Source organism: Desulfovibrio sp. Fe33, assembly GCF_028532725.1.
GTDB lineage: Bacteria > Desulfobacterota > Desulfovibrionia > Desulfovibrionales > Desulfovibrionaceae > Pseudodesulfovibrio.
This window is the reverse complement of record NZ_JAQKGU010000011.1, coordinates 122841-139717: the sequence shown is the minus strand read 5'-3', so window position 1 is coordinate 139717 and position 16877 is coordinate 122841. Positions and strand designations below refer to the sequence as shown.

Genomic DNA, 16877 nt, shown 5'->3' with positions numbered 1-16877 from the left:
GACCGTGCCGAACAGGCCGATGAACGGGGCCGCGTTGGCGCAGGTGGCCAGGAACGGCAGGTTGCGGGTCAGCACGCGCATTTCCTTGGAAATGCCCTGTTTGAGCACGCGCCGGAGGGTGTCCTTGACCAGAAGGCGTCTGCGCTCCCGGTTGACGTCCGCCTTTTCGAGCTGGCGGAATTCTTTCACGGCCAGCGAGGAAACCCGGGCCAGGGGGGAATCGCTCTTGTCGCCCAACTGCTTGATGCCCTTGGACAGGTCGCCTGCGGCCATGAACGCGTCATAGCCGCTGATGACCCGCTTGCGGGCCGTGCCGATGCTGAAGAACTTGAAGAAGATGATGGTCCAGCTCCACAGGGACATGCACCCCAGGAAGAGCATGACCAGCTTGACCGCCAGGGTCGCCCCGGAAAGCAGGGTCAGGATGTCGTTGTCGGGCAGAAAATTCATGATTTCACCTTTGATTCTATGGGTTTTACAACCCGCTTCATGCGAAGAAAGCCGGGCCAGCAAGCCACGGCTTTTCCGTATCTCCGAATGTGCCTACGCCTTTATTGTCACAGTCGTGCGACGAACGGGAAACATCATTTCATGCATCGTTGTACGATCTCCCAGGCATTGGACTCGGTCCGCCTATATTCTTCAACCGTCAACCCCGCCCCCAGCGCGATGGTCCGACGCAGCTCCTCGCCCACAAGATCACGCGGGGCATGGGCGTCGTTGTTGACAACCAACTTGGCCCCGTGCTTCCGAGCCAGCGCGGCCACGTGCCCGTTGGTGTAACTGTGGCCGCCGCGCGTGGTGATTTCCAGCGCGACGCCGCGCTCTGCGGCGAGCCGGACTTCCTCGTCGGTAATCAGGCCAGGATGTGCCAAAATGTCCACGCCGGCTTCGATGGCCGCCAGGTTGGTGCCGGGAGCCACCGGTTCAACCGGGGTCTCACCGTGCACGACCACCACCTGTGCTCCGCTCTGCCGCGCGGCCCGGGTCATCTCGTCAATGAGCGCGGGCGGCACATGGGTCAGTTCCACCCCGGCCAGGACATTGATGTCGAAGAAATGACCATGCTTCTTGACGAAGCGAAGGACATTCTCCAGAGCGTGATACATGGTCGCCTCGTCCGCGTGATCGGTCATGCAAAGCGCCTTGTAGCCGATGACCTCGGCGCGGCGAACGAGTTCGGCGGGGATAAGCTCCCCGTCGCTGAAAATGGTGTGGGTATGCAAATCGATCATACGGGCCTACATCTTGTATTTGATGTCGTCTTCGGAAAGCTTGTCCAGTTCATCCTGCCACTTCTCGGCATCCTCGGTCTTGATGAGCGCTTCAGGATGTTCCGGGAACGGACCTCCGGCCTCTTCCAGAACGGATTCTCCGGCCAGAATGGGACATTCCGCGCGCACGGCCAAGGCGATGGCGTCCGAAGGACGGCTGTCGATACGCCACGTCTCGTCGCCGGAGGCAACAACCAATTCGGCGAAGAAAGTCCCGTTCTCGATGTCGGTGATCTCCACACGCGTGACCGTGCCGCCCATGGCGCGGATGGTGTTGAGCAAAAGGTCGTGAGTCATGGGCCGGGGGAAAGGCACCCGATTGATGGCCATGGAGATGGCCATGGCCTCCATCGCGCCAATCCAGATGGGCAGCACCACGGTTTCCGCCTCATCCTTGAGGACGATTATGGGGGACTTCCCAGCTTCGTCCAGCGCCAGCCCGAAAATTTCGACCTTTACCACGGCTCGCCCGCCCTCTCTCCCACCAGGGAGTGTTTCTTGGCTTCCTTGATCTCGACCGGAACCATCATGCCGGTCAAACCGGCCGTCTCCTCCATGGATACGTTAACGATGCGTCCGGCCGGGTCTCGCCCTTTCCAGGATATGGATTCTCCATCCTGCATACGGCTCAACCCCTCGATAAACGCGTCAGTCCGCGCGCCCAACTGATTCTTTAGACATTTTCTAGTAATATTATTTTGCAGAGTCTGCAAGCGCAGCAACCGCTCCGAGGCCTCTTCGGCCGGAACCTTCGGCTCCATATTCACCGCCGCGACGCCCGGACGGTCGGAATACTTGAAGGAAAAGCTCGACTCGAAACCGACCCGTTCGACCATTTCAAGGGTCTGCCGGAAGTCTTCCTCGGTCTCGCCGGGGAACCCGACGATCAGGTCCGTGGTCAGGCTGATATCCGGCCGCGCCTTGCGCAGACCGTCCACTATGGAAAGATAGCGCTCGATATCGTACTTGCGGCGCATGGCCTTGAGCACACGGTCCGACCCGGCCTGCATCGGCAGATGCAGCGAAGGGCAAAGATTCGGCAGCTCGCCGAAGGCTCGGACGACCTCCTCGGCGATATCCTTGGGATGCGAAGTGGTGAAACGCAGCCGATCCAGCCCGGGAATGGCGGCCACGGAACGCAAAAGCTCGGCGAAACTCACGCCCACCCCGCCCTTGTCCAGGCCGAAGCTGTTGACGTTCTGGCCGAGCAGGGTAATTTCCCGCACGCCGCTGTCGATCAGGGCGCGGCACTCGTCGAGAATGGCGTCCGGTGTGCGGGACTTCTGACGTCCGCGCGTGTAGGGCACGATGCAGTAGGAGCAGAAGTTGTCGCACCCCTGCATGATGTTGACGAAGGCCTGCCGGGTGTCGCCCAAGGCGACCGGCTCGTCCGGCTGTTCGCGCTCCTCGTACAGGGTGACGAAATCGAGCAGCGCCACGCGATCGTCCTTGCCCCCGGCAATGCGCTCCAGCGCGTTGGGCGCGCCCGCGATGCCGTCCGAACCGAACACCAGCCGAACGAAGGGAAAACGATCGAAAAAGCCCTTCCCGACCTGTTGGGCCACGCAGCCGCCCACGGCGGCAAAGACGTTTTCGTCGCGCTTGAGGTGGGCCGCAACGCGACCGAGTTCGCTATAAACCTTCTGTTCGGGCTTTTCGCGCACGCTGCATGTATTGAGGATATATACCTGGGCGTCTTCCTCGCCGGTCTCCTCCCACCCCCTGCTTTCCAGGGCGCGGGCAAGCCACTGCGAGTCGTGGACGTTCATCTGGCACCCGAAGGTGGTGATATGGAATTTCATGTATTCACATCCCGCCTCTCGGGACGGGTCGTTGGAGTTCAGGCCGACAAGTCGGCGCGTTCAAGCGGCCCATTACGCACTGGCGAGCCAAGTGTCCAGAAAGTGCAAGGTGTTTCCCAAGGTTTTCTCGCGGGAGAGTGCGGTATTATCGATGACGAACTCGGCTGCCGGGTCCCGCTCGAAGGGCGCATCGACACCGATGACCTCACCCAACCCCTCGAAACTGCGGCCTGTTTCCCGCCGCTCCAACGCCTTTCGATATAGACCGGCCATGACCTGGCCTGCGGGACGGGCAGCCTCGCGTGCCATGGCCGTTTCCAGATCGCAATGTACGAAAATCTCGGCGAACCGGGGGATCAATCCACGCGCGTACCGCCGCATTGACGCCCGGTAGGCCGAGCCGTCCATGATGACGTTGCGCCCCTGATCGGTCAGCCTGGCCGCCTCCTCGGCGAACAGGGCATAAGCGGTCTCTCGCTCCTCCGCGGTATACGTCGGATTCGGGAAATATGCCTTGCGCCGCTCGTCCATGTGCAACAGTACAGCGTCCACGCCCCGGGCCGCAAGGGCGTCGCGCACGCCGCGCGCCAAGGTCGACTTGCCGCAGCCCGGCAATCCGACGATCCAGACCGCCCAGCCCCGCCGTCCGCCTCCGCCCGTCATACCCTACTCCAGATACCTGTTGACGTGTTCCCAATCGAAGACTTCGTCCTCGACGACGTTGGACACGAAATTGAACAGGCGACGGCGCACGGATTCGGGATGATCCGGATACCACTCGGGCGAAGCGATGACCAGCCCCCGAAACACGCAGAACGGCGCCAGGACTTCGAGAACCTCGGTATCGCCTGTGCAGGCCAGGTATTCCTCGAAATAGGCTCGGTAGAGCGTTTCGAAAGGCTCGGCCAACCTGTCGCGCCCGTACAGGGACCAGAGCAGATAATTCATGGCCATGCTGGCTAGGTCGCCGCCGGGCTCGCCCCACTCGCCCCGGCTGCGGTCCAGCACCGAAAAACGGCCGTCGTCGGTCACAAGGACGTTCCACGGATGGAAATCACCATGTACAGCACTCAACCGATGGGCATACCCCTTGAGCTTCCAGCGCCAGTCAATGAGACGCTTTTCCAACGCCTTGAACCGCCGGTCATCGAAGAAGGCGTAGTTCCTGGGAAACGCCTCGTCCACCAGGCCGAAAATGCACTCGCTGGCCCCCAGCAGGTTGCGAATGCGTCTCGCGTACAGGGACGGATCGTCCAGCTTGGCCGCGTGCACTTCAGCCAGCCACCGGGCGAACGCGCGGGCCATGTCGACGTCCGCGTCGCGCAGCCCGCTCTCCCTGATACGCTCCAGATCGCGAAAGTAGTCGTACCCTTCGAGCTTCTCGCTGACGATGAAGAACTCCTTGGGGTCCGTCACCGGCACAAGCGCGTCCGAGCCGTTCACATACCCAAGCCCGAGGGGGCGGGCGTGGCGCTCCATGCGCGCCGAAGTCTCATACTGGGACATCAGGATGGACGCGCGGTCCCAGTAGAACTGGTGGCCGTACCTGTCGCCCTTCATGATCGAAAACACAGCCTCCCGGACCTCGCCGCCCGTCTCGAAACGGACGAGCAGCGGTTTGCCGTAGCCGAACCCCTTCATGCCTTGCGCGTCAAGGCTGCCGATGTCGCCCGCCCCTAGGAGGCGGGCGTCATCGCCGTACACACTGCGCAAATACGATTCGATGGCCCGGACCTTGAGTTCGATCATGTCGCCCTCCCCGGCCTGCTCGGCCGCCGCTATTCGAGAGGCCCGAAGACCGACTCGTAGCGTTCCGTAAATTCCTTCAGGGTGAAGGAGTGTTCCTGGGTGCCCTTGAACTCCACCGCGTAGGTGGCGCAGGTGGCTCCCAGCTTGGCCGCCTCGGCGACGGTCTTGCCCATGGACAATCCCTTGAGCAGCCCCGCCCGATAGGCGTCGCCCGCGCCGGTGGGATCAAGCACTTCGCCCGCCGGGACCACGCCGACGGCCGTGTCCTTGTTGCCGCAACTGACGATGGAACCGTTTTCGCCGAGGGTCGTAATCAGATAGGCCGCGTTTTCAAGAAGTTCGGCCTTGGTCATGCCGGTCGCCTTCTTAATCATTTCCAGCTCATAGTCGTTGACGATGAGAATTTCCGCCCCGCTGATGGCTTCCTTGAGCTGATCGCCCGACAGGGCCGGAATCTGCTGGCCCGGATCGAAAATATAGGGAATGCCGTGCTCGCGGTAGTACTTGGGATGAGCGATCATGTCATTGATGTTGCCCGGAGCGATAAGGCCGATGGCGTCGGACGGATCGATGCGGCTCATGTCGTACTGACAGGGGTACTTCATGGCGCCGGGATTGAACCCGTTGATCTGGTTGTCGGACATGTCGGTGGTGATGTAGCAACCGGCGGTGAACTCCTGCTCGATGGTCCGAATGCCGCCCACGGAAAGCCCATACTGCTGAAGCCGCTGGTCGTAGGGACCAAAGTCCTTCCCGACCTGGCTGAGAATGGTGGACTTCACGCCCAGCAGAGACAGGTTGTAGGCGATGTTGCCCGCCGTCCCGCCGAACCGCTCCACCAGGCCGTTGACCAGGAAGGAGACGTTGAGAATATGAATCTTGTCCGGCAGAATGTGGTTGGAGAACTTGTCGGGGAAAGTCATGATGCGGTCGAAAGCGAGGGAACCGGAAATATAAATCTGCATTTTCGCTCCTTGAAAGCTGATTGAATGACCGGGAAACTACGTGCATGGACGCGAGCCTGTCAACGGTGCTCCCGGTCCGGTTCACTACTTGGCCGTCTCGTTCCGAATCCACGCGAGAAAGTCCTGGTTGCCGCCTGAAATGGGCATGGCCACGACGCAGGGGACCTCGTATCCATGGGCCTCCTTGACCGCTTCGGTCAGCGCATCCACCAGTTCGGTCCTGGTCTTGGCGATGAGCACGGCTTCCCTGCCCCGTTCAAGCTTTCCCTGCCACCAGTAGAGCGACTTCATGCCGGGAAGGATGTTCACGCAGGCCGCAAGCCGCCTTTGCACGAGCATGGACCCGACGGATTCCGCTTCGGCCTCGTCCGCGCAAGTGATGTAGATAAATGATTCGGACATTAGTTCCTCCGTTCACGGAAATGATACATGGTTCGCCGCAGGACGCAACAGGGGAAGGACGCCCTTCACGCTTGAGCCGCGCGGCGACAGGTGTTAACAACCCTCCGACACGGAGTACATATGAACAAGAAAGAACGCGCGGCTGAAATTTTCGACCGTCTCTCGAAACGGTACCCCTCCCCCAAACCGGCTCTGAACTACGGCACTCCCTGGGAGCTGCTCGTGGCCACGGCCCTGTCCGCACAATGCACCGACGAGCGGGTGAACATGGTCACACCCGTCTTCTTCGAGCGTTGGCCCGAAATCAAGGATGCGGCCGAGGCCGACGTGACCGAAATCGAAGAGGTGGTCCGCTCGACCGGATTCTTCCGAAACAAGGCCAAGAACATCAAGGCCGCCGCGCAACGCATAATGAGCGAATACGGCGGAGAGGTCCCCCGGACCATGGCCGAGCTCGTCACTTTGGGCGGCGTGGCCCGCAAGACTGCGAGCATCGTGCTCTCCAACGCCTTCGGCGTAAACGAGGGCATCGCGGTGGACACGCACGTCAAGCGGCTGACCTTCCGCATGGGGCTGACGACCAAGACCGATCCCATTCAGATCGAAAAAGACCTCATGCCTCTTTTCCCGCGCGACCAATGGGGCGACGTAAACCATTCCCTGGTCTTCTTCGGCCGGGAAGTCTGTCCGGCCCGCAAACCCAAATGTGACATCTGCGAATTGGCCGACATCTGTCCGAAAAAGGGAGTCGAATAATGACCAAGCCCGGCGATTTCACCATCCACGCGACCGACAACCTCGCCCGTCGCGCCACTCTGACGACCGCCCACGGCGATATCCAGACGCCCATATTCATGCCCGTCGGCACCCAGGGAACCGTCAAGAGCCTGACTCCGCAGGACCTGGAGGAGATGGAGGCCCAGATCATCCTGGGCAACACCTACCACCTCTACCTCAGGCCCGGCGATGATCTGGTGGCCCGGCGCGGCGGACTGCGCAAGTTCGCCAACTGGAAACGCCCCATTCTCACCGACAGCGGCGGCTTCCAGGTGTTCAGCCTGGAAGGAATCCGTAAATTGTCCGAGGAAGGCGTGGAATTCCGTTCCTACATCGACGGCTCCAAGCATTTCTTCTCGCCGGAAAAGGCGATAGACATCCAGCGCAACCTCGGCTCGGACATCATGATGGTGCTCGACGAGTGCGTGGGGTACGGCAACGACCGCGCCTACACCGAAAAATCCCTGGAAATGACCACCCGGTGGGCCAAACGCTGCCGCGACCATTACCCCAAGGGCACCGGCGACCAGATCATGTTCGGCATCGTCCAGGGCGGCTTCCACAAGGACTTGCGGGACCGCAGCCTTGAACAGCTCCGTGAAATAGATTTCGAGGGATTCGCCATCGGCGGCCTGTCCGTAGGCGAATCCACAGAGGAAATGTACGACATCCTCCACCACATCGCGCCCAAGCTGCCGTCCGGCAAGCCGCGCTATCTCATGGGCGTCGGCACGCCGCTGGACATCCTGGAAGGCGTCTCGGCGGGCGTGGACATGTTCGACTGCGTCCTGCCGTCGCGCAATGCCCGCAACGGGACCCTGTTCACCTCGCTGGGCAAGGTCAACATCAAGCGGGCCGGGTACGCCGAGGACGATTCGCCTCTGGACCCCAACTGCGAATGCTACACCTGCCGCAATTTCACCAAGGCGTATCTGCGCCACCTGTACATGGCCAAAGAGCTGCTCTCCTACCGGCTGAACACCTACCACAACCTGTATTTCTATCTGGATTTGATGAAACAGATTCGGAAAGCCATCGAAGAAGGCTCCTTCCGGGAACTCAAGGCGAAATACGAAGCGGCCTACGGCCAAAAGTAGCGAAAATCAGCCTTTCTGCGGACACTGCTCCGATACAGTCCCGGGCGCGATATTGAATATCGCCCCGGGATATTCTTTGGCGCATTGGAGCAGAGTCAGGTTAGACTCGCTTTCGGCGACTTCCTGCCCTAGCCGGCCCATGATGCGGTCGAGAAAACCGTACTTCTGGTCGAACTCGGCGAAAACCCGCTGCTCGCCCTCCATATTGACGGCCCGGATGATGTCGAGGACACGGACATCCGCCAGCTCCCGCGCCGGGGCGTAAACCTCGCACCCCGGCAAATCAGCAGGAACGGTGTAGCCCGCACTCTGCAATACGCGAAAGATATCGGAAACCAGGGAGGCCGGGGCCATAAGGCCGTCGGATATCTCCTCCACCGAAGGCAGAGGCCGTCCCTCGTGGAACCGCTTGGCCAGAACGACCATCATCAGCACCGCGATCTTCTGGCGCTCGTAGGGCGTCGCCGCGCCGAAATACCGCTGTTTGACGAAAGAATTGATGTTCTGCCAGGCGTGGCTCACCTGCGCCCCGAGGAGAACGATCAGCCAACTCAGATAGATCCAGACAAGCAACAGGGGAAGCTGGGCGAAACTGCCGTAGATGGCGTTGTACTTGACCGCTCCGATCTGCCAGTTGATGTACAGCCATTGGGCCATCTGCCAGAGAACGCCGCCCACCACGCCGCCGATCAACGCCGCCCGTATGCGCACATGGGTATTGGGAATGAAGGCGTACATCATGGAGAAGGCCATGATGATGAGCAGGTACGGCACGGCCTTGAGGAACATGGTCTCCAGGTATCCGATGGCCTTGAGACTCACCACATTGGAGATGAAATCCTGATTTTGCAGGCTGAAATTGAAGCTTGACGCGACAAAAAGGAAAATGGGGCCGAAAAGGATGATGGGGAAAAAATCCGTTACCCTGCGCCAGGCCGAACGCCCCTTGTTCACGCTCCAAATGACGTTGAAGGCCTTCTCAATGGTGCCGACCAGGGAGAGAACGGTGACAAGCAACGTCACCACGCCGACCCACCCCAAAGCCTGCACGTTGGTCCGGTCTATGTATTCGATGATCTTGTCCGCCACCTCGGGTTGTCCCGTGGTCAGGTGAAGGATGAGGTCGCGCATCTTGCCGGTGTTCTGGAATCCGAACCCCTTGGAAATGGAAAAAGCCACGGCGAGGAACGGAACAATGGACAGGATGGTGGTGAACGTCAGAGCCGCCGCGCGGATGATGGTCTGATCCTTCACGAAGCTGAAAGCGATCAGGTAAAGCAGACGGCAAGCCCCCCGCCATGTGCGGATAAGATAGGGCGTTTCCGGTGTGTCACGCACCCATATGCCTTCCAGGAATTCTCTCTTCAATTGCGATAACTTTCTCGCCGGGTTCATAGCCGCTCCGCGTGAAGAATGAGGGTTCGTATCGTTGCCGCTTACACCGAATCCGCCTTCGCAGGCAAGTTGGGCGCGTCCCAATCAGAAAAGATCCCGCAGGAACTCGAAGGATTTCTTGGGCAGACTCAGGATGTTGAGCACCGTATCGTTGACGATTCTGCCGGTGGGAACGTCCACCTTGGGGTCCGTCAATTTGCCGGTCAAACGCAGGGTGACGCTCGGCACCGCCACGAAATCGTTGCGGATGGACACCGCGATGGTGTTGGCGGGCAGGCTGAAGCTGCCCTCGCCATAGGCTTGCAGTACAGGAGGCGCTTCGAGCCGGAACTTGTCGATATGAAACACGCCTTCCTTGACGGTGGCTTCGGAATCGACTCGTCGGAAAGACGTGCGTCCGCCGGAACGGGCCACTTGGCTCTGGCCGATCTGAGAACTGCGCGAAGCTGTAGGCTGGACGGGCTCGGCGTCCCAGCCGGTGAACTTGAAAGAGCCGTTGTCGATCACGACGGAAGCCTTGCCTTCCAGATTGGCCAGGATATCGTCGTCCGTCCGCCCGACACTGCGCAGATCCCCTTTGATGTAGGTCTTCCCGCGCACATACTCCCGCTGAGCCATCTCGGCCATGAACGGCCCGGCCTGCATCCCTTCCACATCCAAAAGCAAGTGTAATGCCAGGGAGTCCTCTCCTACTTCGCCGTCCATATTCCCCTGGAAATCGCCGTCATGCAGTTTGCCTTGCATCCGAGCCAAGGAAATGATGCCCGCATTGGCGCGGACGAAGCCCTCCAGGGACGACCAGCGGATTCTGGCCAGGGTAAACTCCCTGAAAAAGACCTTGCCGTTGAGCTTGAGGCTGCGGAGAAATTCGAGTGGCAGTTCCACCGGCTTGGCTTTAGGCGCAACGCCCCGACGGACGTCCTCCAGGCTGGGAGCGGGACTTTTGGTCAGATAGCGATCCAGATCAAAGGAGCCCGCGGCGAGGGAAAAGGCGAACATGGGATGAACATAGCCCGTTCCGACTACATGCCCCTTGATTTCCATGCCGTCCAGTTCTCCCTGAAGATCGCTCAAGGTGAACCCCCTCCCGTCCGCTGAAAATTCCGTGCGAACGGAAGCCTTGCGCAGAGCTTCGCCGTCACGGGTCGAAAGACTCTTTCCGGTCAGAAGGTAGATGATGCGTTTGGGATCGGCTCCATCAATGGAAAGGCTGCCTTCCGCCCGCCGCTCCTTGCCCGTTCCCGCCAACCGGGCCTCGCCCTTGAGCGTGGTTTCCAAGGCTTGAAATACTCCGTCCCTGAGCCGGGCCGTCCCTTTCTCCGAATCGAAGGCAACGGTGCCGTCGAATCCCAACCGCCGCGCTTCATTTGGGAGCAATGTGGCGGTCAGGTAGCCGTTGACGGCCACGCCAGAGCTTTTGGCCTGGAACGGATCGATATTCGCCGTCACAGGGCCCTGCGCGGTGACGTTCAGGCTCTTCAGCGAACCGGGGCTGCGCACCCTGGCGGTGGCCGACACTGTGCCGTTCCAGATGTTCACATCCTTCGAAGCGCGGGAGGCGACCTTCAGCTCCAGATCGCTTTGGCTGTAGTCAAAATCGAGGGGATCGCCCTCTTCCCGCGTGACAACGGCCTTGCCCTGGCCGAGCGAAAGCTTGGCAACCCCGTCGAGATGCTGAAGAAAATTTATGGAACGGGCATCCGGACGGCATGTCATCTTGGGAGCCAACACCTCCAGATGAAGCTTTCCGGCTCCCCCCGCCTTGAAAAAGTCCTGTTGCAGAAAGGCAAACCCGTCTCCACGGGAATCGGCGTCGACCACGCAGCTCAGGGAGAGGGTCGGAATCCCTTTGGTCTCCTGGCCGATGACCACATTCAGCTTCCCCCCGAGCGATGCGAAGCCGTCACGAATGGCCCCCGCATCCACATCAATACCCTTGTCGGTGGCGGCGGCCTTCAGGCGGACGTCGGCAATGGAAATGTCCAGAACCTTGAAGCCGTCGGCGCGCACGGTTCCATTTCCCCGGAAGGCCCCGAAGAACGGCAGGGCGAAATCGTCCCAAATAAACGGAGTGCCGGTCCTGAACAGCGGCAGATAGCGGTCCAGGTCGATGGAATTTCCGCGCAAAGCGAAATCGAAGACCGGCTTTTGCCACCCTTTGAATCCGCACTGGCCGCGCACGGATATGTCGTCCAGGGCCACGACCAGGTTGTCGAAACTCATTCCCTCCTCGGTGACGTGCACGAAGGAGGCCACCGCGCCGCTGTTCAGGCCGTCCACATCCTTGAGCGGCAGCTTCGGAGCGTACCTGGCGATAAGAGTCCGGGGCACGAAGGGACGGACCGTAACATGTCCCTTGAAGTCGAGGCCTTCGCTCAGGTCGCCGCTGGTCATATTGCCCTCGGCCCGCAGGCCGAACAGACTCGCCTTGACGTTGTCGAACTCGACAATGCGCTTAGCCAGATTCAGGTCCACGTCAGCGATAAACTCGCCGGGTTCATCACCCTTGGGGAGAAAATCGCCAAACACCCGAGCCTGGACGCCGACCCGCGAAAAAACCGGCAGCGAACCGTCGCTATTGGCCCGAACCATGCCCTTGAGCTCCAGAGCCGCCTTGATTCCCTGATCGTCCCAGGCAAAATCGCTGTTCAGGGAAAACGGGACATCCACGCCGAATTGGACGGTTCCGGTGTTGATATCGATGCCGCTCAACCGATACTCGGTCTTCTCCAGCTCATCGCGAAACAGTATTGCCGCATCCGTGATCTTCACGCTGTGCACGGAGAAGGTCCACTCGTCCGTCACGGCCTCACCCGAATCACTCGAGTCTTCCCGGCCCGTCAGGGACTGCCAGTTGAATATGCCGTCGCCATTGCGAATGATATTCGCTTCCAGGCCGTCGAGCTCCAGGGATTCCACCTCGATGCGATGAGAAAAAAGCGGAACGATCCGCACGCTGACGCTGATATCGTCGAACCGCGCCGCCGGACCGTCGCCGAAACCGACGGCCTCGCCCACGCTCACATCCTCAAGGGTAACGGCAAGCCGCGGCCAGAACGCGAGATCGATATCGCCGCCAAACCTCACAGGTCTGTCGAGAGCTTCCTCCACGGCAACCTTGAGCCGATCACGGAATTCGCCGGTATCAATGTAGTACGAAACCCACAGCAGGAGACCGGTGCAAACCAGGACAAGCGCCACCAGGCACTCAACCAGGATATGCGGCAGTTTCCTAAGCATGATCGTCCTCTGCCCCGTCTCCGTCGCCAATGCTTACGCACAGGGCGCTCTCGCCGAAATTGAGGCCGGTTTTTCTGGCTATGCGGGGGCACTTGACCTTGAAGGCGCAAAAAACCCCGGCCCAGACACCGTTCAACGCCTCGAAGTTGCCCTGCCCCTTGCTCAGGATGACATCCGATTCGCGCATACGCTGAAGGAATTCCGGAGTGCAGCGGCTCAGGACCGTGCCGGGAGTGTCCACGCCGGACTCAACCACGAGGCACAGATCGGTCATGCCCACGGCTTCGGCGTCGGCCATGGTGGCGTCGTTGAGCACGGGTCTGGAACGAACGGCGTAGGTCACATCGCAACCAAGCCGAGAAAGTTCCCGGACCAACAGTGTGTCCAGGACGATCTCGCCGGTGTTGTCGCCCAGAATGAGTACGGAAGCGCCCGGCTGCGCCTGCTGCCGAAACGCGGCGAGCGCATCGGGAGACACAGAACCGGCCACATTGGCGAGTTCCTTTTCAAGGTCGAACTCAAGCTCGACGCCGCGGTCAATGTAATTGCCGATAATGGACAGTTCCAGGGCCAGGCTCAACGCATCGCCGGTAGCGCGCGCAGCCTCGACCCGCTCTTCCAGGGACGGCAGCAGACCGAGAACGAATTCGTTAGCCGCCCTCTTGTCTTCAACGTAGAGATCACGGCAGCCGGACACTTCGCGCACCAGTTCCGCCAGTAAACGCGCTATGGCCGGCGGCGGCTCATCCATGTCCAACCGGGGCAGGAGCGCCTCCCACCTGGCCACGATTTCTTCACGAAGAGCAGGATTGTCCGGGCACGCGATCTGCGCCTCCCGGACCGCCATTCTCTTGAAACAGGGCATACATTCGAGGGCTGTATCCATGAAATAATCCGTATGAAAAAAAAGAGGGTGGAAGCTGTGGATATTATGGCCGCCCATAACTCCACGACTTCAAAGACTAATCGCACAACGGCCCAGCATTGGCAAGGAGACGGGCGAAATGCGCAATAAAATATCAGGAAGTTTTCAGAAAGGAATCCGGGGTCAATCCGACCACGGCGATGCCCGCCTTATCGGCGAACTCGACGGCGGCTTCCCGGTCGAAGAAGAGACTTTTTCCCGCCTCGACACCGAGGCAGGTGGCCTTCCCTTCAGCCATGAGGCGGAGGGTGTCCAGACCGAGACTCGGCAGGTCCACCTCCTTCTGCTGGCCGGGCTTGAAGACCTTGACCACCACGCAACCCGGTCCACCGTAACGGGACCCGCGGCGCAAGGTTTCATCCGTGCCCTCAAGGGCCTCCACGGCGGCCACGATGCCCTCGCGGACCACCACGCACTGCCCCACGTCCATACGGCCCAGTTCCTTGGCGATACGCCAACCGAACTTGAGATCGCTCCACTCGCGCTCATCGGGCTCGCGACGGGTCATGACCCCTTCGGGAGAGAGCAGGTCCGGCATATACTCATGGGCGGGGACCACCGGCATCCCCTCTTTCTCGAATTCGCGGGCGATAATGCCGAGCAGAGCCGAGTCGCCTTTGTCCTTGCGGCCGAGAACGAGCTTGATGGCGCGCATGTCCAAATGGCGGATGTCCATGACCTTGGGCTTCTCGATGGTGCCGGCCATGATGACCTTGTCCACGTTTTCGGATTTGAGGAACCCGATCAGCTGATTGAGTTTACCGAGCTTAAGTTCCTTGAACACGTCGGCAAGAGGCGCAACGTCCATATTGGTATGGCCGGTGAATCCGGCCACCACGAGCCGGTGGCCCCTGGCTTTGACACCACGGGCCACCAGGACGGGAAACTGCTTGCCTCCGGCAATGAGGCCGATGGTGCTGACAGACTCGGTCATGCCGTTTTGACGAGGGTTAGTGGCCGTTGGCGGAACGCTGCTTGTGATCGGGCACCACGCCGTTCTTGCTCTCGCGGATGAACGCGATGAGACGGTCGACGGGCGGAATTCCCTGAATCTCCTCCTCCACCTGGGCCAGACTCTGCTCCTTGGTCAGGCCGGAACGGAAGATGATCTTGTAGGCCTTTTTCAAAGCCTTGCAGGTGGCGGAGTCGAAACCGTTGCGCTTGAGGCCGATGAGATTGGGACCGAAAAGCATTCCGCGAACGCCGTGGGCCAGCATGAACGGCGGCACGTCGAGCTTGTAGCCGCTGGCTCCGCCGAGAAAGGAATACTCCCCGATGCGGATGAATTGCTGAACAGCGGACATGCCAGAGATAATGACGTTGCGGCCAACCTCCACATGTCCGGCCAATTGAACGGCGTTGGCCAAAATGACGTGATCGCCGATCTTGCAGTCGTGGGCGACATGCGAATACGCCATGAACATGCAACCGGAGCCGATGACCGTCTCCTGCACGCCCTGCACGGTGCCGCGGTGGATGGTCACACATTCGCGAATGATATTGTCATCGCCGATACGGGTGAAGGTCTTCTCCCCCTTGAACGCGGCGTGCTGCGGCTCACCGCCGATAACGGCGTGAGGATGGACGTGGTTGTTCCGGCCAAGCTCGGTGTTGGCCTGGATGACGCAATGCGCCTCCAGGAACGTGCCGTCACCGATCTTGGTGTCGGCTCCCACGACAACGTACGGATCAATCCGGACGTCGGCTCCCAGTTCCGCCGAAGGATCGATGATGGCGGTGGGATGAATCAAATTGGACATTACATGTCCCCCTTGTTGGCGATGGCGGCCGAGAACTCGCCCTGGCAGGCCACCTGGCCCTCCACTTCAGCGACGCCGCGCATCTTCCATATGTTCAACTTTTGTTTCAGGAATTCGACCTTCAGGACAAGCTGATCCCCCGGGACCACAGGCCTACGGAACTTGACCTTGTCCAGGCCGGTGAACAGGAACACCTTGTCGCCCAGGGGCTCGTCAAAGGAACTCATGACGAAGACCGCCCCGGTCTGCGCAAGGGCCTCAAGCTGCAATACGCCCGGCATGACGGGCAGGCCGGGGAAATGTCCCTGGAAGAATTCCTCGTTCATGGTCACGTTCTTCATGGCCTTGAGGCGCACCCCAGGTTCGATTTCCAAAACGCGATCGACCAACAGAAACGGGTACCGATGCGGCAGCATCTCCATGATCTTCCGTATGTCGAGAGGGAATTGGTTACTCATCGCTCACTCCCGATGCCACCTTCAGGGCAGCCAATTCTTTTTCCAATTTCTTAACTCGCTTATAAAAGTCAGGAAGCTTGGGCAAACATACGCCCGCAGCCTTGAGGAACGTTTTGGCGGGCATGGCCGGGCTGCCCGCGAGTCTGCTGCCGGGCTCAACGTCGCCGAGGATGCCGCTCTGCGCCGCAACCATGGCCCCGTCGCCGATCCTGACGTTGTCGGGCACGCCGGTCTGGCCGGCCAGGACAACACCGTTGCCGACAACGGTGGAGCCGCCGATACCGGTCTGCCCGATAATCAGGCAATGTTCGCCAACTTCCACATTATGACCGATTTGGACAAGATTGTCGATTTTGGTTCCACGTCCGATATGCGTGGTGTCCAGGGCGGCTCGGTCTATGGCGGAGTTGGAACCGATTTCCACATCGTCTTCGATGCGAACTGTGCCGATCTGCGGAATCTTCATGTGCCCGAACGGAGTCTGGGCGTAGCCGTAGCCGTCGCCGCCAAGTACCGCACCGGGTTGAAGAATGACATTGTTGCCCAGAGTCAGCCCGCCCATGACGACGCTGTTCGGGTAAAGGATGCAGTGATCGCCGATTACGGTTCCTTCGCCGACATACGCTCCGGCGAATATGACGGTGTCCCCGCCAATCTTCGCCCCGGCGCCCACAAAGGCGAAGGGATAGACCGTGGCGGATTCGGCCACTTCGGCGTCCGGATGGACAAAGGCCAGCTCATGCGTCCCGGTCAGGCATCCCTGGGGACGCGCAAAGACATTCACCACCCGGGCAAGATCCATGTACACGTTGTCGCTGAGGAGCGCGCACGGAACCTTGTCGGCATAAGAGCCGGATGTGAGGACACATCCGGCCTTGGTGGTTTCCAGCTGTTGCAGATACTTGGGATTGACCAGGAACGACAGATCGCCGGGTCCGGCCTTTTCCAGGGTGTTCACCCCGTCGATATCCCTATCCGCGCCGGTGTATTCGAGCCCGAGCTTCTCGGCCAGGGCGGACAGCTTGATGGACAT

At 60.3% G+C, this 16877-nt stretch carries 17 protein-coding genes; 2 read left to right on the top strand and 15 right to left on the bottom strand.

What is annotated here, in order from left to right; genetic code table 11:
- The 8 genes from PSN43_RS14030 to cutA all read right to left on the bottom strand — a co-directional run.
- On the bottom strand, positions 1-450 hold a 450-nt coding region (locus tag PSN43_RS14030), incomplete at its 3' end, for a MotA/TolQ/ExbB proton channel family protein (RefSeq protein WP_272701360.1).
- A 134-nt stretch (positions 451-584) separates the two neighbouring features.
- Entirely contained in the window at positions 585-1235 is a 651-nt protein-coding gene (locus PSN43_RS14025) for a histidinol phosphate phosphatase domain-containing protein (RefSeq protein ID WP_272701359.1), read from the bottom strand.
- A 6-nt stretch (positions 1236-1241) separates the two neighbouring features.
- A complete protein-coding gene (locus PSN43_RS14020) occupies positions 1242-1736 on the bottom strand; it encodes a bifunctional nuclease family protein (RefSeq protein ID WP_272701358.1) in 495 nt (164 codons plus the stop codon).
- Positions 1730-3076, bottom strand: coding sequence for a tRNA (N6-isopentenyl adenosine(37)-C2)-methylthiotransferase MiaB (gene miaB, locus PSN43_RS14015; RefSeq protein WP_272701357.1), 1347 nt, complete (start codon positions 3074-3076; stop codon positions 1730-1732). The genes PSN43_RS14020 and miaB overlap by 7 nt, the downstream gene beginning before the upstream one ends.
- A 72-nt stretch (positions 3077-3148) precedes the next feature.
- Positions 3149-3739 carry an adenylyl-sulfate kinase gene (locus PSN43_RS14010; protein ID WP_272701356.1) on the bottom strand — a complete coding sequence of 197 codons (591 nt, stop codon included), beginning with the start codon at positions 3737-3739 and terminating at the stop codon, positions 3149-3151.
- A 3-nt stretch (positions 3740-3742) separates the two neighbouring features.
- Positions 3743-4825 carry a phosphotransferase family protein gene (locus PSN43_RS14005; protein WP_272701355.1) on the bottom strand — a complete coding sequence of 361 codons (1083 nt, stop codon included), beginning with the start codon at positions 4823-4825 and terminating at the stop codon, positions 3743-3745.
- A gap of 29 nt (positions 4826-4854) precedes the next feature.
- A complete protein-coding gene (locus PSN43_RS14000) occupies positions 4855-5790 on the bottom strand; it encodes a carbohydrate kinase family protein (protein WP_272701354.1) in 936 nt (311 codons plus the stop codon).
- An 84-nt stretch (positions 5791-5874) separates the two neighbouring features.
- Positions 5875-6192 carry a divalent-cation tolerance protein CutA gene (gene cutA, locus PSN43_RS13995; protein WP_272701353.1) on the bottom strand — a complete coding sequence of 106 codons (318 nt, stop codon included), beginning with the start codon at positions 6190-6192 and terminating at the stop codon, positions 5875-5877.
- Between the two features lie 120 nt (positions 6193-6312).
- Between cutA and nth the strand changes: the two genes are divergently transcribed.
- Positions 6313-6948: an endonuclease III gene (gene nth / locus PSN43_RS13990; protein WP_272701352.1), complete on the top strand. Its 636-nt coding sequence runs from the start codon at positions 6313-6315 to the stop codon at positions 6946-6948.
- On the top strand, positions 6948-8066 hold the full coding sequence (gene tgt / locus PSN43_RS13985) for a tRNA guanosine(34) transglycosylase Tgt (protein ID WP_272701351.1): 1119 nt from the start codon (positions 6948-6950) through the stop codon (positions 8064-8066). The genes nth and tgt overlap by 1 nt, the downstream gene beginning before the upstream one ends.
- 6 nt (positions 8067-8072) lie before the next feature.
- Here tgt and PSN43_RS13980 read toward each other — a convergent pair whose 3' ends face one another.
- The 7 genes from PSN43_RS13980 to lpxD form a co-directional block, all read right to left on the bottom strand.
- Positions 8073-9404: a YhjD/YihY/BrkB family envelope integrity protein gene (locus tag PSN43_RS13980; protein ID WP_272701350.1), complete on the bottom strand. Its 1332-nt coding sequence runs from the start codon at positions 9402-9404 to the stop codon at positions 8073-8075.
- A gap of 141 nt (positions 9405-9545) precedes the next feature.
- Entirely contained in the window at positions 9546-12701 is a 3156-nt protein-coding gene (locus PSN43_RS13975) for an AsmA family protein (protein WP_272701349.1), read from the bottom strand.
- The gene (locus tag PSN43_RS13970; protein ID WP_272701348.1) at positions 12694-13587 is read right to left on the bottom strand and encodes a damage-control phosphatase ARMT1 family protein; all 894 of its coding nucleotides are present in this window, start codon (positions 13585-13587) and stop codon (positions 12694-12696) included. The genes PSN43_RS13975 and PSN43_RS13970 overlap by 8 nt, the downstream gene beginning before the upstream one ends.
- Before the next feature lie 133 nt (positions 13588-13720).
- Positions 13721-14560, bottom strand: coding sequence for an LpxI family protein (locus PSN43_RS13965; RefSeq protein WP_272701347.1), 840 nt, complete (start codon positions 14558-14560; stop codon positions 13721-13723).
- A gap of 16 nt (positions 14561-14576) precedes the next feature.
- Positions 14577-15386, bottom strand: a complete 810-nt coding sequence (lpxA, locus tag PSN43_RS13960; protein WP_272701346.1) for an acyl-ACP--UDP-N-acetylglucosamine O-acyltransferase — start codon at positions 15384-15386, stop codon at positions 14577-14579.
- Complete coding sequence (gene fabZ / locus PSN43_RS13955; RefSeq protein WP_272701345.1) at positions 15386-15844, bottom strand: 3-hydroxyacyl-ACP dehydratase FabZ; 459 nt, start codon at positions 15842-15844, stop codon at positions 15386-15388. Before fabZ ends, lpxA begins: the two co-directional genes overlap by 1 nt.
- Entirely contained in the window at positions 15837-16877 is a 1041-nt protein-coding gene (gene lpxD, locus PSN43_RS13950; protein WP_272701344.1) for a UDP-3-O-(3-hydroxymyristoyl)glucosamine N-acyltransferase, read from the bottom strand. The genes fabZ and lpxD overlap by 8 nt, the downstream gene beginning before the upstream one ends.